This window comes from Variovorax sp. MSC1_012, assembly GCF_023667525.1.
In the GTDB taxonomy this organism is placed as follows: Bacteria; Pseudomonadota; Gammaproteobacteria; order Burkholderiales; family Burkholderiaceae_C; genus Variovorax; species Variovorax beijingensis_B.
The window spans coordinates 2087167-2109112 of sequence record NZ_CM174443.1 but is presented as its reverse complement, the minus strand read 5'-3'; the positions used below and the strand labels follow the sequence as shown (position 1 = coordinate 2109112).

The window sequence follows — 21946 nt, the reverse complement described above, 5'->3', positions numbered from 1 at the left end:
CAGATCAATTGATCCGAATTTTCGATTTTACGGATGACGGTGGCCTGCCTACAGTCCGCCTCGATGAATGCCAATGCACCGCCCCCACTGCTGATCGGCTGCGCGGCCGGCTTTTCCGGCGACCGCACCGATGCGGCCGGGCCGGTGGTCGACACGCTGATCGCACGGCTCGCCGGCGGCCCCGCGGGCCAGCGTGCCTTCCTGATCTTCGAAACGCTGGCCGAACGCACGCTTGCGCTTGCCCAGCTGCGCCGCCGCGACAACCCTGAGGCCGGCTACGAGCCCTTGCTCGACGCCATGCTGCGGCCCGTGCTGGCGCGCTGCCTGGCGCACGGCATCCGCATCGTGAGCAACTTCGGCGCGGCCAACCCGCGCGCCGCGGCGCGCCACATCGCCCGCATGGCGCGCGAACTTCGCGCCGATGCGCCGCGCATCGCGGTGGTGGAAGGCGACGATCTTTCCGGCTCCGCGCACCGCGTGCTCTTGCATGAAACGCTGGGCGCGCAGATGGAGGGCCTGCGCATCGTCAGCGCCAACGCCTACATCGGCGCCGAGCCGATTGCCGCCGCGCTCGACGCCGGTGCGCAGATCGTGGTGTGCGGCCGCGTGGCCGATCCATCCCTTGCGGTCGGCCCCGCCATGTCGCACTTCGGCTGGCGCGCCGACGACTGGCACCGGCTGGGCCGCGCCACCATGGCGGGCCACCTGCTCGAATGCGGCGCGCAGGTGTGCGGCGGCTACTTCGCGGACCCGGGCTACAAGGACGTGCCGGGGCTCGACAACGTGGGCTTTCCGATTGCCGAGATCGGCGCCGACGGCCACTGCACCATCGGCAAGGCCGACGGCACCGGCGGCCTCGTGAGCGAAGCCACCGTGAAGGAGCAGCTGCTGTACGAGGTCCACGACCCGAGTGCCTACCTCACGCCCGACGTGGTGGCCGACATCGCCGAAGCCGAAGTGCGCGCGCTGCCCGGCACGGACCGTGTTGAACTCTCCGGCGTGCGCGGCCATGCGCGGCCGAGCCACTACAAGGTCAACGTCTGCCACGAAGGCGGCTGGCTCGCCGAAGGCGAAATCTCCTACGCGGGGCCGCGTGCCGAGGCGCGCGCCCGGCTCGCGGCCGAGGTGCTGCGCAAGCGGCTCGACGGGCTTGCGCTGCGCGTGGACCTGATCGGCGCGCTGAGCATCCTGGGCGACGATGCCGGCCGCATGCTCGCGGACACGCCCGACACCGGCCGGCGCGACCTGCGCCTGCGCGTGGCGGCCACGCATGCGGAGCGCGCGCAGGCCGAGCGCCTCGCGCGCGAGGTCATGGCGCTCTACACCTGCGGACCCGCGGGCGGCGGCGGCGTGCGCACGGCGCTCACGCCGCGGCTCAATACCCTGTCGTGCCTGCTGCCGCGGGAAGCGGTGCCGGTGCGCTTCGAACTGCTCGGCGCGGAGGCCCTGGGATGAAACCCACCCCCGTCCCTCGCTCACTTCGTGTAGCTCGACTCCTCCCTCCAGGGGGCAACACCGGCGGCCCGGCAAAGCCGGTTCCGCGGTGTTCCTGGCCTGGGCCGTGTCGGTTTCATGCGTCGCGGGTCACGCGCCAGCGTGGAGGAAAACTGGCATGAACACGACGGCAGACATGATCGAAGTGCCGCTCTACCGCGCGGCCCATGGCCGCACCGGCGACAAGGGCGACCGCTCCAACATCAGCGTGATCGCCTGGCATGCGGATCTCTACCCCTTGCTGGCCGAGCAGCTCACGCCCGAGCGCGTGTCGATGCAGTTCCGCCATCGCGCACCGGCGCGGGTGCAGCGCTTCCTGCTGCCGCGGCTGCATGCGATGAACTTCGTGCTCGACGCGGTGCTCGACGGCGGCGTCAACGATGCGCTGAACCTCGATGCGCACGGCAAGGCGCTGTCTTTCCTGCTGCTCGACATGCCCATCCGCGTGCCGCGCTCGCTTGTGCCGCTGCTGGCGGGGCCGTAGCGGCGGCCATCCATTTTTTACCAGCCATCCCTCCGGAGACAAAACAATGAAACGACATTCCCTGACCCTTTCGGCCGCTGCGCTGGCCCTGATGCCGCTGCTGGGCCACGCGCAGCCGCAGGCCTTTCCAGAAAAGCCCATCACCTTCGTCGTGCCCTTTGCGGCCGGCACCGCCACCGACCAGATCGCGCGTGCGCTGGGCAACAGCATCACGGCAGAGACCAAGCAGCCGGTCGTGATCGACAACAAGGCCGGCGCGAGCGGCTTCATCGCCTCGCAGCAGGCGGCCAAGGCGCCGGCCGATGGCTACACCGTGCTGATCACCACCAACACCACGCATGCCGCCAACGAGCACCTGTTCAAGAAGCTGCCCTACGACCCGGTGAAGGACTTCGCGCCCGTTACCGCACTCGGCAAGGGCGGGCAGATCATGGTGGTGAATCCGTCGTTTCCTGCGAAGAGCGTGGCCGAGTTCGTGGCGCTCGCGAAGAAGGAGCCGGGCAAGTACAGCTTCGGCAGCGGCAGTTCGTCCAGCCGCATGGCGGGCGAGCTGCTGCAGCAGATGGCCGACATCAAGCTGCTGCACGTGCCCTACAAGAGCAACACGCTGGCCGTCACCGACCTGCTGGGCGGGCAGATCCACATGATGATCACCGACGCGGCCACGGGCCTGCCGCAGGTCAAGGCCGGCAAGCTGCGCGCGCTGGGCGTTTCGAGCGCCACGCGTTCGCCGCTCGCGCCCGACGTGCCCACCATCTCGGAAGCGGGCGTGAAGGGCTACGAAATGGGCTACTGGTTCGCGGCCTATGCGCCCGCGAAGACGCCGCCGGCCGTCGTCAAGCGGCTCAACGAGCTGCTGGTGAAGGCCGCGAAGAGCGAGTCCGCGAAGACGGCTTTCTACGAGCCCACCGGCACCGAGGTGTTCACCGCCTCGCCCGAAGAGCTCGCCAGGTTCCAGACGGCCGAGTCGCAGAAGTGGGGCCGCATCGTGAAGGCTGCCGGCATCGAAGCCGAGTAGGGCGCGCCGGCCGTAGCGGGGATCGGCACCGCGCAGACACCTCAACGAAGGAGACAAACCATGAAACGCTGGAGCCTGTTGGCTGCCACGGTGGCTTCGGCCGCCCTTTTTCTGAGCGCATGCGGCGGAAGCGGTGGCGGAGGAGGCGGTGGCTTCGTGCTGCCGCCGCCGGCTGCAACCACGCCGCCGCCGGCAACTGCCGAAGCGCCCAAGTTCAAGCTCGCCATATCGAAGACCGAGGACGTTGCGGGCAGCTTCGGCAGCGTCGGCGCCTACGAGAAGATCACCGGCACCTTCACCGGCGAGGTCGATCCGAAGGACGCGCGCAACGCGATCATCCAGGACCTGGCGCTCGCGCCGCTCAATGCCAACGGCAAGGTCGAGTACAGCTCCGATTTCGTGCTCTTCAAGCCCAAGGACATGGGCAAGGCCAGCGGCGTGCTGCGCTACGACGCGCCGAACCGCGGCAACATTGTCAACCTCGATCCGTACTTTGCATCGCGCGGCTATGTGTTTCTCACGGCCGCATGGCAGGGCGACGTGCCGGCCGCGGCGGGCAAGCTTACCCTGCAGGTGCCCGTGGCCCGGAATGCGGACGGCAGCAGCATCACCGGCAGCTACCGCGCCGAGCTGCTGCCCACGGCGGCCACCAGCGATTCGCTGCCGCTGCCCGGCGGCCCGTTCAATGCGGCCATGCAGGCCTATGCGGCGGCGAGCCTGGACAACACCCAGCCCGGCTACGTGCTCACGCGGCGCATCAACGAAGCCGATGCACGCCAGCTCATTCCCGCGAGCGACTGGAAGTTTGCCAAGTGCAGCGCTGCCGCGCCGTTCCCCGGCACGCCCGATGAGACGAACGTGTGCCTGCGCGAAAAATGGGACCCGGCCTACATGTACGAGCTGGTCTACGTCGCGAAGGACCCGAAGGTCATGGGCCTGGGCCTTGCGGCGGTGCGCGACATGATCGCTTTCTTCCATCGCGAAGCGAGCGATGCCGAGGGCACCGCCAACCCGGTGGCGGCCGCCATCAGGAACACCATCGCTTCCGGCGTGTCGCAGTGCGGCAACTTCATGAAGACCTTCGTGCACCTGGGCTTCAACCAGGACCTCGCGGGGCGCAAGGTGTTCGACGGCGTGTTCGCGCAGATCGCGGCGCGGCAGACCAACATCAACATGCGCTTCGCGATTCCGGGCGGCGGCGGGGGCGTGCGCACCGACCACACGGCCTTCGGCCAGGCTGGAACGCGCGGCCTTTCGAAGGACTACGTGGACGACGTGGCGCAGCGCCGCGGCGGCATCCTGTCGCGCTGCGAGGCGAGCGGCACCTGCCCCAAGCTCTTCATCGGCTTCAGCGGCACGGAGTTCTATGTGCTGCAGGGCTCGCCGCTGCTGACCGACGCCTGGGGCACGGCCGACCTCGTGCAGCCGGACAACGCGCGGATCTACTACTACGCGAGCACGCACCACCTGCTGGGCCTGCCCTCGCTGCCGGGCGCGACCGCGGGGGCGCTCTACGCCACCAACGCGAACGCCGGCGTGGTGCCGGTGGTGCGCGCGCTCTATCAGAACCTGGAGGACTGGGTCGTCAAGGGCACGACGCCGCCCGACAGCCAGGTGCCCAAGCTGGCCGACGCCACGCTGGTGCGCCCGCAGCAGCTGAAGTTTCCGTCCATTCCGGGCGCGAGCTACACGGGCCTGGTCAACACCTATTCGCTGCTCGACTGGGGGCCGAACTACCGGCCGCAGGACGAGAGCGGCATCGCCACGCAGGTGCCGCCCGCCTACCTGGGCCGCGACTACGCCATCCTCGTGCCGCAGGTGGATGCGGACGGCAACGACATCGCAGGCATCCGCAGCCTCGACGTGGCGGTGCCGGTGGGCACGAACACCGGCTGGAACTACACCAGCAAGCCCGGCACCATCGACCTCGCGGGGCTGTTCGGCGCGTACTTTCCGTTTGCGAAGACCGCGGCCGAGCGTTCGGGCAGCGGCGATCCGCGGCCGTCGCTGCAGGAGCGCTACACCGACCAGGCCGGCTACGTCGCGGCGCTGACCGCCGCGGCCAACGACCTCGTCGCCAGGCGCTTCATGCTGCGCGCCGATGCGGACGCGGCCATTGCCAATGCGGCGGCGAATCCGGTGCTGCCCTAGCGAGCAATGCTGCCAGCCGGTGCGGCGTGCACCGCAAAGCCCGCCTCGCCCGGTGCGATGTCGTCGCGCAGGGTGAGGGCGGGAATCTCGTAGTCGCCGGCGTTCTGCGGGCGGAACGGGATCGGCTCGGTGGTTGCCAGCGTGTCGAGCCGGCGGCCCAGTTCGTCGGTGATGCGCGCATAGGCCGCGGCGTCGACCTTGCCGGTGCGGTACACCACGAAGGGCGGCAGCACCTCGAAGCCGGGGTAGTAGAGGATGCCGTGGTGGATCGGGAACAGCAGGTCATCCATCGGTCCGTTGATGCCGCGCGCACTGTAGTGCGAGGCCCAGCCGCCGGTCGTGACCACCAGCATCGCGCGCTTGCCGGCCATCACGCCCTGGCCGAAACGGTCGCCCCAGTGCGTGTCGGAATGCTCGCCCACGCCGTAGGCAAAGCCATAGGCGTAGACACGGTCGACCCAGCCCTTGAGGATGGCCGGCATCGTGTACCACCACAGCGGGAACTGGAAGATCACGGTGTCGGCCCAGAGCAGCTTGGCCTGCTCGGCGGCGACTTCCTCGCGCTGGTTGCCGGCCTCGAAGGCGCGCAGCGAATCGGCGATGGGATCGAAGGGCGCGCCGGGCTCGAGGTGCGCGAAGTCGTCGGCGGCCAGCGTGGCCTTCCATTGCATGGCGTACAGGTCGGACACCTGCACCTCGTGCCCGGCCTGCACGAGGCGTTCGCGCATGAACTGTTTCAGCGAGCCGTTGAGCGAGCGGGCTTCGGGATGCGCATGGACAAGAAGGATTTTCATGGCTGCATGGTTCGTCGGATGAAGATGCAGGCAGGTTAGGAGTTGTCGAGCTATATTGGAAATGAATATTCAGAATTCCAGGAATAGTAATGGACAATTTCACGCGGATCGACCTGAACCTGCTGCGCACGCTCGACGTGCTGCTGGCCGAACGCAGCGTGACGCGGGCCGCCGAGCGCCTGAACCTCTCGCAGCCCTCGGTGAGCGTGCAGCTCGCCCGGCTGCGCGAGGTGTTCAACGATCCGCTGCTGGTGCCCGCGCAACGCGGCATGCGGCCCACCGCGCGCGCTGACGAACTGCGCGAGCCGCTGCGCGAAGCGCTCGAGTCATTGGGGCGCGCAATGGCGCCCACAAAACCCTTCGACCCCGCCGAGGCGACCACCACCTGGCGCGTTGCCGCAGCCGACTATGCCGAATCGGCGATCCTGCTGCCGGCGCTCGCCGGTCTGCGCGCAGCCGCGCCCCATACGCGGCTGGCCGTGGTGGAGGCGGTGCCCTCGCGCATGGCGCGGCAGCTGGAGCAGGGGGAGATCGACCTGTTCTTCCACACCAGCGTGGGCGCGCCGGCCGGGCTGCATCGGCGCGTGCTGTTTCATGAGCGCTACGTGCTGGCCGGGCGCAGCGGCCATCCGCGCCTGAAGCGCCGGCCCACGCTTGCACAGTTCTGCGCGCTGGAGCATGTGGTGGTGTCGCCGGGCGGCGGCGGTTTCGTCGGGCCCACGGACGAGGCGCTGGCGCAGAAGGGCCTCGCGCGGCGCGTGGCGCTCTCGGTGCCGCATTTCCTTTTCATGATGTCCGTGCTGGCCGGTACCGACATGGTCGCGATGCTGCCCGAGCGGCTGGCGCGCGGCGCGCCGGGGCTGCGCGTCGTGGAGGCGCCGCTCGAAGTGCCGGGCTACGAGATGGCGATGCTGTGGCACGAACGGCGGCACCGGGACCCGGCGCATCGCTGGCTGCGGGAGCGGATTGCGGCGAGCTTGTAGGTGCCGGTGCGCAGGCCCCGGGCGGAAGTTCGCGGCCGCGAGAGCTAGTGGCCCTTTGCCTTCCCCGTGGGTGCAGGTGCTTCCGTGTGCATGACACATCGCCATGCGTCCCCGTCGCGGATCCACGTCGACGTGTCGAGCATGTCCTGTTCCACCTTTTCGGACTTTCCTCTCGGCGACAGGGTTTGATGGGCCTTGTAGCTCAGGACTGCGGTGTCATCGTTGGGGAAAGTGGCCTCCATGTCGCTGAGCTTGAACGACTTGACCACCATGGTCCCATGCTCTGCCATCTCGCGGTAGCCAGCGTGGTCGAACTTCATCGAGCCATGAGAGCTCACCATGAAGGCCGGTTCGCACAGCAGGGCGATGGCAGTGTTCGTGTCGGTGTCCACCATCGACTGCCAGAATTTCTTTTCAAGAGCGAAGAGTTCACGGCTTTTGTCTTGCACAGGCGTCTCCTGGGTACGTTGGGAAAGCAACGATCGAGTCGCGATGGAGCCTGCGGTGCAGGGTCACCCGCAGAGTTGCGGTCAGCAGCTTCCTACGACGTCACGATGCGAGAAGTGCGCCGGCCTCAGATGACCGGCACGCTGGTTTCCTTGAGCACGCGCAGCACGAAGTGCGACTTGCTGTGGCGGATGCCCGGGATCTTGTAGAGCTTTTCGCGCAGCAGCCGTTCGTAGTCGCGCGTGTCGCGCACCGCGATGCGGATGTAGTAGTCGTAGTCGCCCGACACCAGGTAGGCCTCCTGGATCTCCGGAATGGTCGCGAGCACGCGGCCGAAGTCGTAGAGCGTTTCGTCGGTGTGGCTTTCGAGCGTGACCTGCACGATCACCGAGTCGTGGTAGCCGAGCTTGGCCGGGTCCACGTCGATGGTGTAGCGCTTGATCACGCCATGGGCTTCGAGCTTCTTGATGCGCGTCCAGCAGCTGGTGGGCGACAGGCCGACCTCGTTGCCGATCTCCTGCAGGGTCTTGCGCGAGTCGAGCAGCAGCACCCGCAGGATCGCCATGTCAATCTTGTCGAAAGATCCTTCTTCGTTGGAGGCTGTTTTCCGAAGAGTTTTCATGAATTGGACCGAAATAGCCAAAAGAAAGAAGCAAATTTTGCATCAGAAGCGGAAGAATCGACGGCATGCGACTGCTCGACCTTCCCCTTCCGTCCTCCCTGGCCCTCCACCCCGGAGCCCACGAGGCTCCCAACTCGGCCGTGCGCCTGCGCAACGGCGCCGAGGCCCTGCTCGACACGCTGGTCGAGTGCGGCGTCGACACCATTTTCGGCTACCCGGGCGGTGCCGCGCTGCCGCTGTACGACGCGCTGCACGGCGAACCGCGGCTGCGCCATGTGCTGGTGCGCCATGAGCAGGCCGCGGTGCATGCGGCCGAAGGCTATGCGCGCAGCACGGGACGCGTGGGCGTGGTGCTGGTCACCTCGGGGCCTGGCGTGGGCAACACCATCACGGGGCTGCTCGACGCCATGAGCGATTCGGTGCCGGTGCTCTGCATCAGCGGGCAGGTCGCGACCGCAGTGATCGGCACGCAGGCCTTCCAGGAGAGCGATGCGCTGGGCATGTCGCGCCCCGTCACCAAGTGGAACCAGCAGGTGCGCGCGGCGGACGATGTGCCTTCGCTGGTGCGCCGTGCGCTGGAGATCGCCGCGTCGGGGCGGCCGGGGCCGGTGCTGCTCGACGTGCCGAAGGACATCCAGCTCACACGCCTCGCGCACGGCGCCGCGCCGAAGCCGCTGCGCGCGCTGCGCACGGGCAGGGCGGCGCTGCCGCCGAAGGCCATGCTGCAGCGCGCGGCCGACCTGCTGTCGACCGCGCGTCGGCCGGTGCTCTACGGCGGCGGCGGGCTGATCAACTCGGGGCCGGCCGCCTGCGAGGCCTTCGCGCAACTGGTGCAGCGCCTGCATGCGCCTTGCACGCTCACGCTGATGGGGCTCGGCGCCTTCCCTGCATCCGACCCGAAATTCATCGGCATGCTGGGCATGCACGGCATGCTTGAAGCCAACCTGGCCATGCACGAGGCCGATCTGGTGGTGTGTGTCGGTGCGCGCTTCGACGACCGCGTGACCGGCAAGCTCGACGAGTTCTGTCCGCATGCGCGCAAGATCCATATCGACATCGACCCCGGCAGCATCAACAAGGTGGTGAAGGTCGATGTGCCCATGGTGGGGGACTGCGCCGCGATCCTCGACGCCGTGCTCGCGCTGCTGCCGGCAGAAGGCCTTGCGCCCGGGCGGCTCGCGCCGTGGTGGGAGCGCATCGAGCGTTGGCGCGGCGAGGAGTGCCTGCGCTTCGCGCCGCGCGGCGATGCGATCCTGCCGCAGCAGCTGATGTCGTCGCTGCAGCGGGCGATCGCGGGCCGCGATGCGATCGTGTCGACCGACGTGGGCCAGCACCAGATGTGGGCCGCGCAGTACCTGCGCTTTGACAGCCCGCGCCGCTGGCTTACTTCGGGCGGCGCCGGCACCATGGGCTACGGGCTGCCCGCGGCCATCGGCGCGCAGATCGGCCACCCCGGCGCGCTCACCGTCTGCGTGAGCGGCGATGCCTCGGTGCTCATGAACATCCAGGAGCTTTCAACCGCCGTGCAGCACCGCGCGCCGGTGAAGCTGGTGCTGTGCAACAACGGCTACATGGGCATGGTGCGGCAGTGGCAGGAGCTCAACCACGGCAACCGGCTGAGCCACAGCTGGAACGAGGCGCTGCCCGATTTCGTGGCGCTGGCCAAGGCCTTCGGCTGGGGTGCGCGCCGCGTGTCGGACCCGGCCGAACTCGAAGCCGCGCTGGCCGAGTGCCTGGCGAGCAAAGGGCCGTTCTTCCTCGACGTGCAGGTCGCGGCGCAGGAGAACTGCTTTCCGATGATGCCGGCCGGGCAGGGGCATCACCGCGTGATGCTCTCGAAGGATCGGTGGTACGAAGAGGCCTGAGGTCTTTCTCCCTCTCCCTCCGGGAGAGGGGGAAAACAAGCCCGGTTACACGCCCTGTAGGAACGCTCAGGACTTGATGAACGCCAGCAGGTCGGCGTTGAACTTGTCCTTGTGGGTGTCGGTCAGGCCGTGCGGTGCGCCGGGGTAGACGATGAGCTTGCTGTTCTTCACCAGCTTGGCCGAGGCCAGGCCCGAAGCGCCGATCGGCACGATCTGGTCGTCGTCGCCGTGGATGATGAGCGTGGGCACGTCGAACTTCTTCAGGTCTTCGGTGAAGTCGGTTTCCGAGAACGCCTTGATCGAGTCATAGGTGTTCTTGTGGCCGCCGAGCATGCCCTGCGCCCACCACGAGTCGATCAGTCCCTGCGAGACCTTGGCGCCCGGCCGGTTGAAGCCGAAGAAGGGACCCGAGGGCACGTCCTTGTAGAACTGCGAGCGGTTGGCGAGCTGCGCTGCGCGCAGGCCGTCGAACACTTCCATCGGCAGGCCGCCGGGGTTGGCGGCGGTCTTCAGCATTTGCGGCGGCACGGCCGAGATCAGCGCGGCCTTGGCCACGCGCTTGGTGCCATGGCGGCCGATGTAGCGCGCCACCTCGCCGCCGCCCGTCGAGAAGCCGACCAGGATGGCGTTCTTCAGGTCCAGCGTTTCGATGACCGTGGCCAGATCGTCGGCGTAGGTGTCCATATCGTTGCCGTTCCAGGGCTGGCTCGAGCGGCCGTGGCCGCGGCGGTCGTGCGCCACGGCGCGGTAGCCCTGCGATGCCAGGAACAGCATCTGCGATTCCCAGCTGTCGGAATTGAGCGGCCAGCCGTGGCTGAACACGACGGGCTGGCCGGAACCCCAGTCCTTGAAGTAAAGCTGGGTGCCGTCCTTGGTGACGATGGTGTTGCTCATGGTCTGCTTTCCTTTCGAAGAGGCGTGAACCGCACCGGCTTTCGGCGCGGCGGTGGAAGCGGCGGATGCCGCCTTGGAGAAGCCGGTCGCCACGAGGGCTCCGGCTGCAATGGAAGCACCGCCGGCCAGCAGGCTGCGGCGGGTCGGGGGGGCGGTGAGATTCTTGCTTTTTGCAGACATGGTGCGTTCCTTTGTTGACATGGTTAGGTTGAATAAACTATCGCTCGTATTAATATCGCATGCGATATAAATGGCAAACCCTCATGCGTTCCTGTCGAGGTTCGAACGCAGCGCCAGCAACTGGGCGCGCAGGGCGCCGATTTCCTTGGGCGCGAGTTCCATCGCCTGCGCGACGCATGACGGAAGGGCTTTGGCCTTGCCGCGAAGCGCCCGGCCTTCGGCGGTGAGGGACACGATGACCTGGCGCTCGTCCGATGCCGACCGCACGCGCTGGATCAGGCCTCGTGCCTCGAGCCGTTTCAGCAGGGGCGTGAGTGTGGTGGTCTCGAGCGCCAGCCGCGTGCAGATCTCGGAGACGTTGATGCCATCTTTCTCCCACAGCACGAGCATGACGAGGTACTGCAGATAGGTCAGGTCCAGGTCGTGCAGGAGGCCGCGGTAGACCTTGTTGAGACTCAGCATCGTCGAATAGAGCGCGAAGCAGAGCTGCTCGTCGAGCGCCAGCGAGTCGCCCTGCGGGGCGTTGAGGGGCTTGGCGGCAAGGCGCTTGGAAGGCATGGGTCGGATATTAGATCGCATGCGATCTAATGGCAAGCGATATTTAACGCCGGCATCGGTCGGCTTTCAGAGAGGCGCCTTGCGGAAGGCCCCGGGCGGGGCGCCGAACTGGTTCCTGAAGCAGCGGCTGAAGTGGCTCGCATCGCCGAAGCCGCAGCGGTACGCGATTTGCGCAACGCTCAGGTGATCGAGCCTGCGGTTCGTCAGCTCGTCCCTCGCGCGTTCCAGGCGACGCGCCTTCAGGTAGGCACCGTACTGCGTGCGCTGCATCTCGAACAGCCGGTGCGTGAGCCTCCTGGAGATGCCCAGGTCCTTCGAGATCGCATCGACCGACAGCTCCGGGTTGCCGAGGTGCATCTCGATGAAGGCCACGAGCCGCTGCCAGCGGTCGCGCTCGCGGCGCTTGCCGTCGGCGGCGTCCTCGTCCACCGATTCGCAGTACGTCGCGGCCAGCAGCGAGACGAAGGACTGCTCGGAAAAATAGGCCAGCGCCGGCGAGGCCTGTGCCGGCCCCGGGAACACATGGTTCATGTGCGTGCGCGCAGTCTCGGCCAGCCGCGAATCCGGCCGTGCGATCGAGGGCACGAAGCGCTCGTGCAGGTCTGCATGGATGCCGAAGAACCGGTTGGCCGGCACGCGCAGCATCACCAGCTTGCCGGGCGTCGCCAGCGTGCAAGTGGAGGGGAGCCGGGTAGTGCGGAAGGTGATGTCGCCCTGGCGGAAGGGAATTTGCCTGCCGCCCTGCTCGATGCTGCCTTCGCCTTGGATCGCGATCATGGCCAGCACGTCGCCCGTGCCGCCGGGGGATGCGAGCGCCGTGTCGTGGCGCACCGCGAGCGGCGTCGAGGAGAAGCTGATGGCCAGGCCGCCGCCCACGAGGCGGCAGGCTTCGAGGCTCATGCGCGGGTTGCTGTCCTGCACGCTGAGCTCGCCGGGGTAGACCAGCGAGTCGAGCGCGGTCGAGTAGCCCCGCACGTCGCCCGGATAGAACGGGCGGAAGCAGGGTGCGAAGCTCAGGTCGGATGCGGTGTCGTGGTGCATGGTGGGACTCCTGCCGTTGGCCCGCACGCTTCGTGCCAAGCGGCTGCAGTCTAGGCGGCGGTGCGCCTCGCAACGATCGAGACTTTCCACTAGCCAGGACCTGTGTACCCCGGTGATGCATCCGGTTGGCACACTGGATCAATACGGCTGCGCGCACGCACAAGAGAAAAAAGCACAGCGCTTCTTACATTGACCGCGATCGTCAATGCACAGGAGCCACAACGTGAGCGATACGAACCCCAGAAACCACGACATCCCCGGACCGTCCCTCGACGGACTCACCGGCGGCAGCTGGAGCGAGGCCGAGAAGCTCGCGCTCAGCTGCCGCATCCTGGCCAGGGAAGGGCACTCCGAGACCCTGGCCGGACAGGTCACGGTGCGGCAGGCGGACGGCAGCTTCCTGACCACGCCGCTCGCCCATGCCTTTGGCGAGATCCGCGCGCAATCGGTCATCCGCATCGACGATTCGCTGCGCGTGCTCGATGGCCGTGGCGTGCCCAACCCCGCGGTGCGTTTTCACCTGTGGGTCTACAGGCGCAGGCCCGATGTGAACTGCGTGATCCACACGCACCCGCCGTATGTGTCGGCGCTGTCGATGACGGGCGAGCCGCTGCAGATCGCGCACATGGACGCCACGCCTTTCTTCGACGATTGCGCTTTCCTGCCGGAGTGGCCCGGCCTGCCGATCGCCGACGTCGAGGGCGAGATCATCTCGGCGGCGCTGGGCCAGAAGCGCTGCGTGCTGCTGGCCAACCACGGCTTCCTGGCCGCGACGCCGACGATCGAGGAGTCGCTCTACCTGTCGGTGCTCATCGAGCGCGCGGCCCGCAACCAGCTGATTGCGCAGTCGGCCTACGGGCGGCTCAAGCTGGTGGATCCGGCGCTGGCGAAGGAGTCGCACGACTTCCTGCTGCAGCGGAGCATCGTCAATGCGAGCTTTGCGATGTTCTCGCGGCAGCTTCCGCAGGAGGCCGCATGAGCAGCATCGCCTCGCCATTGCAGGGTGCCGTGGAAAAAAAGCGCCAGAGCGTGTGGAAGATCGGCGCCGCCACCATGGTCGGCACGGCCATCGAGGCCTTCGACTTCCTTGCCTACGGCACCGCCGCGGCGCTGGTGTTCAACAAGCTCTTCTTCCCCAACTTCGACCCGGCGGTCGGCACGCTGGCCGCCTTCGGCACTTTCGCGAGCGGCATGCTGGCGCGGCCGTTGGGCGGCATCGTCTTCGGGCACTACGGCGACCGGCTGGGCCGCAAGTCGATGCTCACGCTGAGCCTGCTGATGATGGGCATCTGCACCGTGCTGATCGGCCTCCTTCCCACCTACGAGTCGATCGGCCTGTGGGCGGCGGTGCTGCTGGTGCTGCTGCGCATCGGGCAGGGGCTGTCGTTCGGGGGCGAACTCGGCGGCGCGATGCTGATGGCCGTGGAGCATGCGCCGCCCAAGTGGCGCTCGCTGGTCGGCAGCATGCCGCAGATGGGCGCGCCCATCGGCGTGCTGCTGTCGTCGGGCGCCTTCGCGCTGGTGACGCAACTGCCCGAAGCCAGCTTCCTGAGTTGGGGCTGGCGGCTGCCATTCCTGGCGAGCGCGGTGCTGATCGTGCTGGGCGTGTTCATCCGCATGAAGGTGGAGGAGTCGCCCGAGTTCATGCAAGTCAAGGTGCACCAGAAGACGGCGGTGCTGCCCGCGCGCGAAGTCGTCGTGGCGCACCTGAAGCCCTTGCTGCTGACCATCGGCGGCAAGCTGGCCGAGGTGACGCTGATCTACACGGTCCTGGTGTTCTCGATCTCGTATGCGACCAGCCGCCTCGGGTTCTCTCGCGCCGACGCGCTGCAGGCGCTGATCGCCGGGTCGGCGGCAATGGTCTTCACCATTCCGGCCAGCGGCTGGCTCGCGGACAAGGTGGGCGCGCGGCGGCTCTATGTGTTCGGCGGGCTGTTGCTGGCGATCATGGCGGTGCCGTTGTTCCAGGCCATCGGCAGCGGATCGCTCACAGCCTACACCGTGGCGATGGTGGTGGCACTGTCGATCAACTATGCGTTGATGTTCGCGCCGCAGTCCAATCTCTATGCCGCGCAGTTTCCGCCCGAGTTGCGATATTCGGGCATCTCGATCGGCATACAGTTCGCGGCTGCGCTGGGCGGCGGCCTGGCGCCGATCATCGCGGCGACGCTGGTGGCCAGGTATTCGAGCATCGTGCCGGTAGGCGTCTATGTCGCGGTGCTGGGCCTGATTGCCGCGGTGTCCGCGCACCTGATGCGGCCCACGGCGAACGAGTGATCGTCAGGAGTGCCCATCCACCCGCATCTGGAACAGGAAGTAGGGCGGTATGCAGGCCCCGCGCCCTTCGGGCTGGCCCTCCGCCTGCGCGCAGATGAAATCGTCGCGGCAGGGCTGCTGCGCCGAGCAGCTGCGCAGGTTGCCGGGCCGCGTGTGCTTGGCCAGGCATTCGCCGAAGGGCCTGTTCGTGGCCAGGCACTGGTTGAAGTCGCTGAGGATGGCAATGCCACCGCAGGTGCCGTTCTTGTCCAGCGGATCGCACGGACCCGAGCACATGCCGCCGGGAAAGCCGACCGAGGTTTTCTCGCACACGGAGGACGCGCCTTCGCAGGCGACGCGCGGCAGTTTTTCGGCGCGATCCAGCCACGGGTTGGCCGACTGCGTGATGCGGGTGGGCTCGCAGCTTGCGCCGACCGTGGCTTTCTCAGGTGCGGCGTCCGTGAGCTCCGGTTCGGCCAGCGGCCGGAACGGATCGGGCAGGGGCGCCGACAGCGCGGCGTGCACATGGCGGCTGCGCCGCGCAAGTTCGTCCTGCAGGTGCGGCGAATGCGGCCGCGCCAGCGCATTGCCCGCCGTGAAGGTGCGCGATGCGCCGCGCCGGTCGACGCCGAGCAGGTGAAAGCCCGCGACCGCGCGGCTCTGGTGGCAGCCCATGCAGCTGAGGTCGTCGAGGCGGCGCAGCAGCGCCTGCGGCGACTGCAGCGTGCGGCTGCCGGGCACGGGCTGCCATTCGCCGGGCGGGAAGAGCTGTGCGAACGGCCGGTTCGCCAGCCGCGCAAGACCGCGCGGCGCCACCGAGATGGCCTCGGTCGCCAGGAACTTCTCGGGAATTTGCAGGGTGGCCTCGTCCAGCGCGCGCAGGTTGGCGGGCTGCTGCAGCCACTGCCGCAGCTCCTTGCGCAGCGGGGCATTGGCCTTGAGCCGCGCGACATCGGGCGTGTTCTCGAGCGGGGCTGCGTCGAAGCGCCGCGTGCCGGCATTCCAGCGGAAGGCGCGCAGCATGTATTCCGCATGGCCGCCGAGATCGGGCCGCACCGCCGAGGGCCAGCGCACGCTCTGCAGGTTGGTGGTGATCTGCGCGATGCGTGCGGGCGCGAGGCGCTGCGGCGCCAGCGGACCGTCGGCCGACACCAGCCAGCGGCCGAGCGCCTCGTCCCGCATCGAGGGCTGCGGCGGCTGCCAGCGCCGTGCGGTGCTCGCGCAACTGCCATCGGCATCGGGCGCATCGCCGCGCAGTTCCACGTTGACGGTCATCGGCAGGCGCGACTGCATCGCGGCGCTGCGGTAGGCGAGCCGGTACACCAGCCGCGTCTCGCCGCAGGCGCCGCCCTGGAAGGGCCGGCGGTCCATGCGGTTGGCGACGCCCACCAGCTCGAAGAATGCATCCGGGCTCGCCAGCCAGCGCGCATCGAACAGCCGGTGCGGATAGCGCGAGATGCCGACGCCGGCCTGCGGGTCGCTGCGCCGGATGCGCGCGATGCTCTCGACGAGCGGCGTGGCGATCGATTGCCACGCCGGCGCGCGCATCAGCACCTGGTTGCTTGCGATGCCGTCGGCCGAAGCGGGTGCGTCGCCGATCCAGTGGGCGAAGCCGGCGCCGGATCTCTCGGCGGCCTGCAGGGCGGCCGGCGAGGTGACGAGCAGCACGGGGTCGGCCGCGCGTACCCCGGGCGCGGCGAGAGCGAGCGCCAGCGCGAGGCCGGCGGGCAGGCAGTGGTTGAAGAGGCGCACGCGGACGATTGTGCCGCCCTGTTCATGCGAGAGCTTTTTTCCTGTTGCCGCCAGCAGTTCCTTCCCGCTTCAACGGTTGGCGAGCGGAAATTCCTCGGCGCTGAAGACCGTGTGAAAGACCGTGCCGTCGAACATCTCGAACAGGTGCTTCGAGACCTCGCGGCTTTCGTAGCGCACCGGCGAATCGAGCGCATGCGCGATGTCTTCGCGGCTCGCATAGTGGGTCGACAGCACCATGGCCAGTTCGGGATCGCTCACGTCGCTTTCGATCTGGCGCAGCACGCGCACTTCGAGCACGCCCGGAAAGCGGGTCCACAGCGGCACCAGCTTTTCGTGCACGTGCCGGTCGAAAGCCTCTTCCATGCCGGCCTTGACCCGGCCCCGGAAAAACGCGCAACGGATGAACATGGTGTCTTCTTTCTGTGAGTGGCCAATATCAGCCAACACGCGCTTCAGCAGTCGCGCGCGTAGCCGTTGAACTGCCGCATCATGGCGGCCGTGTCTTCTGCCCCGAGCCCGGCCGCGACGAAGGCGCGATGCAGTTCGGAGACCGCGCCCGCCAGCGGCAGCGGCAGGCGTTCGCCCTGTGCAAAGGCCTGCACGGCCTCGAGGTCCTTGAGCATGTTGTCGATGCGGCCGGTGGGCGTGAAGTCGCGTGCGGCCATCTTGGGGCCGAACTCGCGCAGGATCTGGCTGTCGGCCCGGCCACCGGCCAGCGCGGTGTGCAGCTTCGACGCATCGACGCCGCCGGCCTCCGCCAGCCGCACCGCCTCGGCCACGGCCTGGAAGCCGATGGCGCAAAGCAGCTGGTTGACCAGCTTGGTGGTCTGGCCCGCGCCGCTTTCGCCCATGCGGGTGTAGTTGGCGCACAGGCTGTCCATCACGGCGCGTGCGCGCGCCACGTCGTCCTCGCTGCCGCCTGCCATGACCGTCAGCTGCCCGAGCAGGGCCTTGGGGGCGCCGCCTGACAGCGGCGCATCGACGAAACCCATGCCCGTGCGCTCGCGCAGCGACTGCGCGAGCCGGCGCGTGGAGGGCGGGTCGATGGACGACATGTCGATCAGCAACCGGCGCGAGTCCGCGGGCTCGGCGGCGGCCACGCCGGCTTCGCCGAAGAGCACGCGCTCCAGCACCGCGGCCGAATTGAGGCTGGTGATGACGAAGTCGCTCGCAGCCGCGGCCGTGGCCGCGCTGCTGGCGGCCTGCGCGCCCAGCTGCTCCATCGTGGCGACCCTGGCGGAATCGAGATCGAATACGGACACCGCGTGGCCGCATTCGAGCAGGCGGTATGCAATGGCCGAGCCCATGATGCCGACGCCGATCACGGCCACGCGCTGGCCTGGCTGCGCGGACATGGATCAGAGGCTGGCGGTGATGCCGCCGTCCACGTACAGGATGTGGCCGTTGACGAAGCTCGATGCGTCCGATGCCAGAAAGATCGCCGCACCGCCGAGTTCTTCCACGTCGCCCCAGCGCCCCGCGGGCGTGCGGCCGGAGAGCCAGGCCGTGAAGGCTTCATCGGCCACCAGCGACTGCGTCAGCTCGGTCTTGAAATAGCCAGGGCCCAGGCCGTTGACCTGGATGCCGTGCTTGCCGAGGTCGATCGCCATGCCCTTGGTGAGCATCTTCACCGCGCCCTTGGTGGCGGCATAGGGTGCAATGCCCGGGCGGCCCAGCTCGCTTTGCACCGAGCAGACGTTGATGATCTTTCCGCGCTTGCGCTCGATCATGCGCTGCGCCACGAAGCGGCCGACGAAGAACACGCTGTCGATGTTGGTGGTGGTGATCTTGTGCCACGCATCGATCGGAAACTCCGCGAACGCGCCGCGATGCTGCATGCCGGCGTTGTTGACCAGGATGTCGACGGGGCCGATGTCGGCTTCGACGCGCGCCACGCCGGCCTCCACCGCGGCGGCGTCGGTCACATCGAAGGCCATGGCCTCGGCTGCAACGCCCCGGGCGCGCAGGGCGTCGCGCGCGGCTTCGAGTGCGACGGCATCGCGCGCATTGAGCACGATGCGCGCGCCGGCCGAGCCCAGTGCCGCGGCCAGCGCAAAGCCGATGCCCTTGCTGGAGCCGGTGATGAGGGCGATGCGCCCGGTCAGGTCGAAGAGTTTCAAGCGGGGCTCCAGGAGGGTGGCGGAATGCGCAGGCGCGGTGGCAATGTAAATACGTTACCGGTATCTTATTGTGCCGTCAATGGTGGAAACCTTCGTGGGGCTTCCGTCGCGCAGGGCGGGAACACGGTTAAAGTTACCGGTATCCAATTTGCGCAGCCGCGCCATCCCCGCAGGAGAATCCGCTTGACCGCTGCCCTACAACCCCCGCATGTGCTGATGCCCGGCCCCTATCCGGAATGGGACATGGAGCCGATGCAGGCGAGCTACACGCTGCTTCGCTGGTGGGAGGCGCCGGACCGGCAGGCCTTCATCGCCGAGCACGCCGCGGACATCCGCGCGGTGGCCACGCGCGGCGAGCTCGGTGCCAGCGCCGAGCTCATCGCGTCGCTGCCGGCCCTGGAACTGATCGCCTGCTATGGCGTGGGTACCGACGGCATCGACCTTGCGGCCTGCCGCGCGCGCGGCATCCGCGTGACCAACACGCCCGACGTGCTCAATGGCGACGTGGCCGACCTTGCCGTGGGCCTCACGCTCGCGCTGCAGCGGTCGATTCCGGCCGGCGACCGCTTCGTGCGCAGCGGCGCGTGGGCCAAGGGCCCGATGCCGCTGGCCACGCGCTTCTTTGGCCAGCGCGTGGGCATCGCCGGTTTCGGGCGCATCGGCAGCACCATCGCGCGGCGGCTCTCGGGCTTCGAGATGGAGCTGGGCTACTTCAGCCGCACGGCGCGCGAGGACAGCCCGCATCGCCACTTCGCCAGCCTCGCGGCCATGGCCGAATGGTGCGACGTGCTGATCGTCATCCTGCCCGGCGGCGAGGCCACGCGCGGCATCGTCGATGCCGAGGTGCTGCAGGCGCTCGGCCCCAGGGGCTGGCTGGTGAACGTGTCGCGCGGCTCCACGGTGGAGGAGGGCGCGCTGCTGCAGGCGCTCGAGCAGCGCAGCATCGCGGGCGCGGCACTCGACGTGTTCCAGAACGAGCCGCGCATCGACCCGCGCTTTGCGGCGCTCGACAATGTGGTGCTGCACCCGCACCATGGCAGCGGCACCGAGCAGACGCGCCGCGCCATGGGCGAGCTGGTTCGCCGCAACCTGCAGGCCCACTTCGGCGGCCAGCCCCTCGTCACCCCGGTCGCCTGACGGCCTGAAGGAGAACCCATGCGTATGCGCTGTATGTGCCTCGTGATCCATGCCCCCGACGACCTGCGCCTGGAGGAACAGGACGCCGGAGACATCGGCCCGGGCCAGGTGCTGGTGAAGGTCGGCATGGGCGGCATCTGCGGCTCCGACCTGCATTACTTTCACAACGGCGGCTTCGGCACCGTGCGCATCAGGGAGCCGATGGTGCTGGGCCACGAGGTGGCCGGCACCGTGGTGGCCACGGCGCCCGGTGTCGACAGCGTGCGCATCGGCGACAAGGTGGCCATCAATCCGAGCCGCCCATGCGGCGCCTGCAAGTTCTGTCTCGAAGGCCTGCCCAACCAGTGTCTGGACATGCGCTTCTACGGCAGCGCCATGCGCATGCCGCACGTGCAGGGCGCATTCCGCAACATGCTGCTGTGCGAGGCCACGCAATGCGTGAAGGTGGCGGACCACGTGCCGCTGCGGCTGGCGGCACTGGCCGAGCCGTTCTCGGTCGGGCTGCATGGCGTGTCGCGCGCAGGCCCGCTGCTGGGCAAGCGCGTGCTGGTGTCGGGCTGCGGGCCCATCGGCGTGCTGGCCATTGCGGCCGCGCGCGCGCACGGCGCGGCCGAGATCACCGCCACCGACGTGGTCGACGAGCCACTGGCCATCGCGCGCGCCATGGGCGCCGACCACGCCATCAACGTCGCGCAGGACAAGGCCTGGGTGTCGCGCTATTCGGCCGACAAGGGCAGCTTCGACGTGATGCTCGAATGCTCCGGCAACGAACGCGCCCTGCGCGACGGGCTCGAGGTGATGCGTCCGCGCGGCGTGGTGGTGCAGCTGGGCCTGGGCGGCGACGTGAGCATTCCGCAGAACATGGTGGTGGCCAAGGAGCTCAGCATCTGCGGCTCGTTCCGCTTCCATGCGGAATTCGCGCTGGCGGTGCGGCTCATCAACGAAGGGCGGGTCGACCTGTCGCCGGTCGTGTCGCACACCTTTCCGATGCTGCAGGCGCGCGAGGCTTTCGAGCTGGCGAGCGATCGGCAGCGCGCGATGAAGGTGCTGATCGACTTTGCCGATGCCGGCGCGGAAACCGCCGCGGCCTGAACGCCCTAGGAGCTTTCCCGCTGCTCGACGCGGAACGGGATCAGCACCGTTTCCGCGGGCGGCCGGCGGCCCTCGCGGGAGCCGTCGATCACGCGCAGCAGCAATTCGCCTGCGGCCCTGCCCATGCCTACGCAGTCCAGCGCCACGGTCGTGATGCGCGGGTGCGAGGCGCGGGCCACCTCGAAGTCGCCGAAGCCCGCGATCGCGATGCGGCCCGGCACCTCCCAGCCGCGGCGCTGGCATTCCATCAGCGCGCCGAAGGCCGAGAGGTCGGACACGCACATCACCGCATCCACGTCGGGCCACTGCCGGACCAGCTGCACCACGGCCTCTGCGCCTTGCGCCATGGAGATCGGCGGCTGCCCGAAGCCGATGACGCGCCCATCGGGCAGGCCCAGTTCGCGGATCGCCTCGGCATAGCCGCGCTGCCGGTCGGCCCCGCGCGTATCGCGGTTCGAGGTGCCGCCGATGAAGGCGATGCGCCGGTAGCCCTGGCCGTGCAGGTGCCGCACCATCGCGGCGGCCGCTTCCGCGTTGGAGAAGCCGACCGTGTGCTCGATGGGCGTGGCGGGCAGGTCCCAGGTCTCGACCACCGGCACGCCGGCTGCGTGGAGCATGGCGCGCGCGGCGGGCGTGTGGGCTCCGCCCGTGAGGATCACGCCCTCGGGCCGGCGCGCGAGCATGGCGCGCAGCAGGCGCTCCTCGGTCTCCACGCGGTAGTCGGTGTAGCCCAGCAGCAGTTGCAGTCCGCGCGCTTCAAGGGCGGCGGCGATGCCTTGCGCCGTCTCGGAAAAGTTGGAGTTGTTCAGCGACGGAATCAGCACCGCGACGAAGCCCGAGCGCTTGCTGGAGAAGGTGCGCGCGGTCTGGTCGATCACGTAGCCCATCTCCTCGCATGCCTGGAGGATGCGCTGGCGCAGCGCCTCCGAGGTCGCGCGGTCGCTGCCCGTGCGGCGGTTCAGCGCACGCGACACCGTCATCTTCGAGACGCCGACACGCGCGGCGACGTCGGCCATCGTCGCCGGACGGGGCGGGGGGGCGGATGCTTTGGGCGAGGG

Annotated in this window: 21 protein-coding genes; 10 read left to right on the top strand and 11 right to left on the bottom strand. The window is 68.5% G+C overall.

The window, feature by feature from the left end:
- Positions 1 to 63 precede the first annotated feature (63 nt).
- From L1081_RS09995 to L1081_RS09980, 4 genes are all read left to right on the top strand, one after another.
- Entirely contained in the window at positions 64 to 1455 is a 1392-nt protein-coding gene (locus L1081_RS09995) for an acyclic terpene utilization AtuA family protein (RefSeq protein WP_489416267.1), read from the top strand.
- Positions 1456 to 1612: 157 nt separating this feature from the next.
- Positions 1613 to 1978: an AtuA-related protein gene (locus L1081_RS09990; protein ID WP_489416266.1), complete on the top strand. Its 366-nt coding sequence runs from the start codon at positions 1613 to 1615 to the stop codon at positions 1976 to 1978.
- Positions 1979 to 2024: 46 nt separating this feature from the next.
- A complete protein-coding gene (locus L1081_RS09985) occupies positions 2025 to 2996 on the top strand; it encodes a tripartite tricarboxylate transporter substrate-binding protein (RefSeq protein ID WP_489416265.1) in 972 nt (323 codons plus the stop codon).
- A 60-nt stretch (positions 2997 to 3056) separates the two neighbouring features.
- Positions 3057 to 5147 (top strand): alpha/beta hydrolase domain-containing protein, encoded by a 2091-nt coding sequence (locus L1081_RS09980; protein ID WP_489416264.1) that lies wholly within the window; start codon positions 3057 to 3059, stop codon positions 5145 to 5147.
- Here the strand turns inward: L1081_RS09980 and L1081_RS09975 are convergent.
- On the bottom strand, positions 5144 to 5941 hold the full coding sequence (locus tag L1081_RS09975) for an NAD(P)H-dependent oxidoreductase (protein ID WP_489416263.1): 798 nt from the start codon (positions 5939 to 5941) through the stop codon (positions 5144 to 5146). The genes L1081_RS09980 and L1081_RS09975 overlap by 4 nt on opposite strands.
- A gap of 89 nt (positions 5942 to 6030) precedes the next feature.
- On the opposite strand from L1081_RS09975, the gene L1081_RS09970 reads away from it, so the two are divergent.
- Complete coding sequence (locus tag L1081_RS09970) at positions 6031 to 6924, top strand: LysR substrate-binding domain-containing protein (protein WP_489416262.1); 894 nt, start codon at positions 6031 to 6033, stop codon at positions 6922 to 6924.
- Between the two features lie 44 nt (positions 6925 to 6968).
- Here L1081_RS09970 and L1081_RS09965 read toward each other — a convergent pair whose 3' ends face one another.
- Both L1081_RS09965 and L1081_RS09960 read right to left on the bottom strand, forming a co-directional pair.
- Positions 6969 to 7373, bottom strand: a complete 405-nt coding sequence (locus L1081_RS09965) for a DUF4440 domain-containing protein (protein ID WP_489416261.1) — start codon at positions 7371 to 7373, stop codon at positions 6969 to 6971.
- 125 nt (positions 7374 to 7498) lie between these two features.
- A complete protein-coding gene (locus tag L1081_RS09960; RefSeq protein WP_206168836.1) occupies positions 7499 to 7993 on the bottom strand; it encodes an Lrp/AsnC family transcriptional regulator in 495 nt (164 codons plus the stop codon).
- Between the two features lie 65 nt (positions 7994 to 8058).
- Here L1081_RS09960 and ilvB point away from each other — a divergent pair, with 65 nt between their 5' ends.
- Positions 8059 to 9858 (top strand): biosynthetic-type acetolactate synthase large subunit, encoded by a 1800-nt coding sequence (gene ilvB, locus L1081_RS09955; RefSeq protein WP_489416260.1) that lies wholly within the window; start codon positions 8059 to 8061, stop codon positions 9856 to 9858.
- Positions 9859 to 9924: 66 nt separating this feature from the next.
- On the opposite strand, the gene L1081_RS09950 is transcribed toward ilvB, so the two are convergent.
- The 3 genes from L1081_RS09950 to L1081_RS09940 form a co-directional block, all read right to left on the bottom strand.
- Complete coding sequence (locus L1081_RS09950) at positions 9925 to 10932, bottom strand: alpha/beta fold hydrolase (protein WP_489416259.1); 1008 nt, start codon at positions 10930 to 10932, stop codon at positions 9925 to 9927.
- Between the two features lie 81 nt (positions 10933 to 11013).
- Positions 11014 to 11490 (bottom strand): transcriptional regulator, SarA/Rot family, encoded by a 477-nt coding sequence (locus L1081_RS09945; RefSeq protein ID WP_489416258.1) that lies wholly within the window; start codon positions 11488 to 11490, stop codon positions 11014 to 11016.
- Between the two features lie 66 nt (positions 11491 to 11556).
- Positions 11557 to 12531, bottom strand: coding sequence for a helix-turn-helix domain-containing protein (locus L1081_RS09940; protein WP_489416257.1), 975 nt, complete (start codon positions 12529 to 12531; stop codon positions 11557 to 11559).
- Positions 12532 to 12736: 205 nt separating this feature from the next.
- Here L1081_RS09940 and L1081_RS09935 point away from each other — a divergent pair, with 205 nt between their 5' ends.
- Entirely contained in the window at positions 12737 to 13510 is a 774-nt protein-coding gene (locus L1081_RS09935) for an aldolase (protein WP_489416256.1), read from the top strand.
- The gene (locus tag L1081_RS09930; RefSeq protein ID WP_489416255.1) at positions 13507 to 14808 is read left to right on the top strand and encodes an MFS transporter; all 1302 of its coding nucleotides are present in this window, start codon (positions 13507 to 13509) and stop codon (positions 14806 to 14808) included. Before L1081_RS09935 ends, L1081_RS09930 begins: the two co-directional genes overlap by 4 nt.
- A gap of 3 nt (positions 14809 to 14811) precedes the next feature.
- On the opposite strand, the gene L1081_RS09925 is transcribed toward L1081_RS09930, so the two are convergent.
- The 4 genes from L1081_RS09925 to L1081_RS09910 all read right to left on the bottom strand — a co-directional run bounded on the left by L1081_RS09925 (position 14812) and on the right by L1081_RS09910 (position 18659).
- Complete coding sequence (locus L1081_RS09925; protein ID WP_489416254.1) at positions 14812 to 16539, bottom strand: hypothetical protein; 1728 nt, start codon at positions 16537 to 16539, stop codon at positions 14812 to 14814.
- Between the two features lie 69 nt (positions 16540 to 16608).
- A complete protein-coding gene (locus L1081_RS09920) occupies positions 16609 to 16947 on the bottom strand; it encodes a putative antibiotic biosynthesis monooxygenase (protein ID WP_489416253.1) in 339 nt (112 codons plus the stop codon).
- Between the two features lie 44 nt (positions 16948 to 16991).
- Entirely contained in the window at positions 16992 to 17894 is a 903-nt protein-coding gene (locus L1081_RS09915; protein ID WP_489416252.1) for an NAD(P)-binding domain-containing protein, read from the bottom strand.
- A 3-nt stretch (positions 17895 to 17897) separates the two neighbouring features.
- Positions 17898 to 18659: an SDR family oxidoreductase gene (locus L1081_RS09910; protein ID WP_489416251.1), complete on the bottom strand. Its 762-nt coding sequence runs from the start codon at positions 18657 to 18659 to the stop codon at positions 17898 to 17900.
- Between the two features lie 216 nt (positions 18660 to 18875).
- Between L1081_RS09910 and L1081_RS09905 the strand changes: the two genes are divergently transcribed.
- Positions 18876 to 19796: an NAD(P)-dependent oxidoreductase gene (locus L1081_RS09905; RefSeq protein WP_489416761.1), complete on the top strand. Its 921-nt coding sequence runs from the start codon at positions 18876 to 18878 to the stop codon at positions 19794 to 19796.
- An 18-nt stretch (positions 19797 to 19814) separates the two neighbouring features.
- Positions 19815 to 20888 (top strand): zinc-binding dehydrogenase, encoded by a 1074-nt coding sequence (locus L1081_RS09900; protein ID WP_489416250.1) that lies wholly within the window; start codon positions 19815 to 19817, stop codon positions 20886 to 20888.
- A 5-nt stretch (positions 20889 to 20893) separates the two neighbouring features.
- Here L1081_RS09900 and L1081_RS09895 read toward each other — a convergent pair whose 3' ends face one another.
- Entirely contained in the window at positions 20894 to 21904 is a 1011-nt protein-coding gene (locus tag L1081_RS09895) for a substrate-binding domain-containing protein (protein WP_489416249.1), read from the bottom strand.
- Positions 21905 to 21946 lie beyond the last annotated feature (42 nt).

What these genes read in the sequence shown, in the direction of transcription:
- L1081_RS09985 (WP_489416265.1), top strand. Translation starts at nt 2,025, where the DNA reads ATGAAACGACATTCCCTGACCCTTTCGGCCGCTGCGCTGGCCCTGATG.
- L1081_RS09930 (WP_489416255.1), top strand. Translation starts at nt 13,507, where the DNA reads ATGAGCAGCATCGCCTCGCCATTGCAGGGTGCCGTGGAAAAAAAGCGC.
- L1081_RS09905 (WP_489416761.1), top strand. Translation starts at nt 18,876, where the DNA reads ATGCCCGGCCCCTATCCGGAATGGGACATGGAGCCGATGCAGGCGAGC.
- L1081_RS09995 (WP_489416267.1), top strand. Translation starts at nt 64, where the DNA reads ATGAATGCCAATGCACCGCCCCCACTGCTGATCGGCTGCGCGGCCGGC.
- L1081_RS09990 (WP_489416266.1), top strand. Translation starts at nt 1,613, where the DNA reads ATGAACACGACGGCAGACATGATCGAAGTGCCGCTCTACCGCGCGGCC.
- L1081_RS09935 (WP_489416256.1), top strand. Translation starts at nt 12,737, where the DNA reads ATGCACAGGAGCCACAACGTGAGCGATACGAACCCCAGAAACCACGAC.
- L1081_RS09920 (WP_489416253.1), bottom strand. Translation starts at nt 16,947, where the DNA reads ATGTTCATCCGTTGCGCGTTTTTCCGGGGCCGGGTCAAGGCCGGCATG.
- L1081_RS09980 (WP_489416264.1), top strand. Translation starts at nt 3,057, where the DNA reads ATGAAACGCTGGAGCCTGTTGGCTGCCACGGTGGCTTCGGCCGCCCTT.
- L1081_RS09975 (WP_489416263.1), bottom strand. Translation starts at nt 5,941, where the DNA reads ATGAAAATCCTTCTTGTCCATGCGCATCCCGAAGCCCGCTCGCTCAAC.
- ilvB (WP_489416260.1), top strand. Translation starts at nt 8,059, where the DNA reads ATGCGACTGCTCGACCTTCCCCTTCCGTCCTCCCTGGCCCTCCACCCC.
- L1081_RS09960 (WP_206168836.1), bottom strand. Translation starts at nt 7,993, where the DNA reads ATGAAAACTCTTCGGAAAACAGCCTCCAACGAAGAAGGATCTTTCGAC.
- L1081_RS09895 (WP_489416249.1), bottom strand. Translation starts at nt 21,904, where the DNA reads ATGGCCGACGTCGCCGCGCGTGTCGGCGTCTCGAAGATGACGGTGTCG.
- L1081_RS09970 (WP_489416262.1), top strand. Translation starts at nt 6,031, where the DNA reads ATGGACAATTTCACGCGGATCGACCTGAACCTGCTGCGCACGCTCGAC.
- L1081_RS09945 (WP_489416258.1), bottom strand. Translation starts at nt 11,490, where the DNA reads ATGCCTTCCAAGCGCCTTGCCGCCAAGCCCCTCAACGCCCCGCAGGGC.
- L1081_RS09900 (WP_489416250.1), top strand. Translation starts at nt 19,815, where the DNA reads ATGCGTATGCGCTGTATGTGCCTCGTGATCCATGCCCCCGACGACCTG.
- L1081_RS09940 (WP_489416257.1), bottom strand. Translation starts at nt 12,531, where the DNA reads ATGCACCACGACACCGCATCCGACCTGAGCTTCGCACCCTGCTTCCGC.
- L1081_RS09915 (WP_489416252.1), bottom strand. Translation starts at nt 17,894, where the DNA reads ATGTCCGCGCAGCCAGGCCAGCGCGTGGCCGTGATCGGCGTCGGCATC.
- L1081_RS09950 (WP_489416259.1), bottom strand. Translation starts at nt 10,932, where the DNA reads ATGTCTGCAAAAAGCAAGAATCTCACCGCCCCCCCGACCCGCCGCAGC.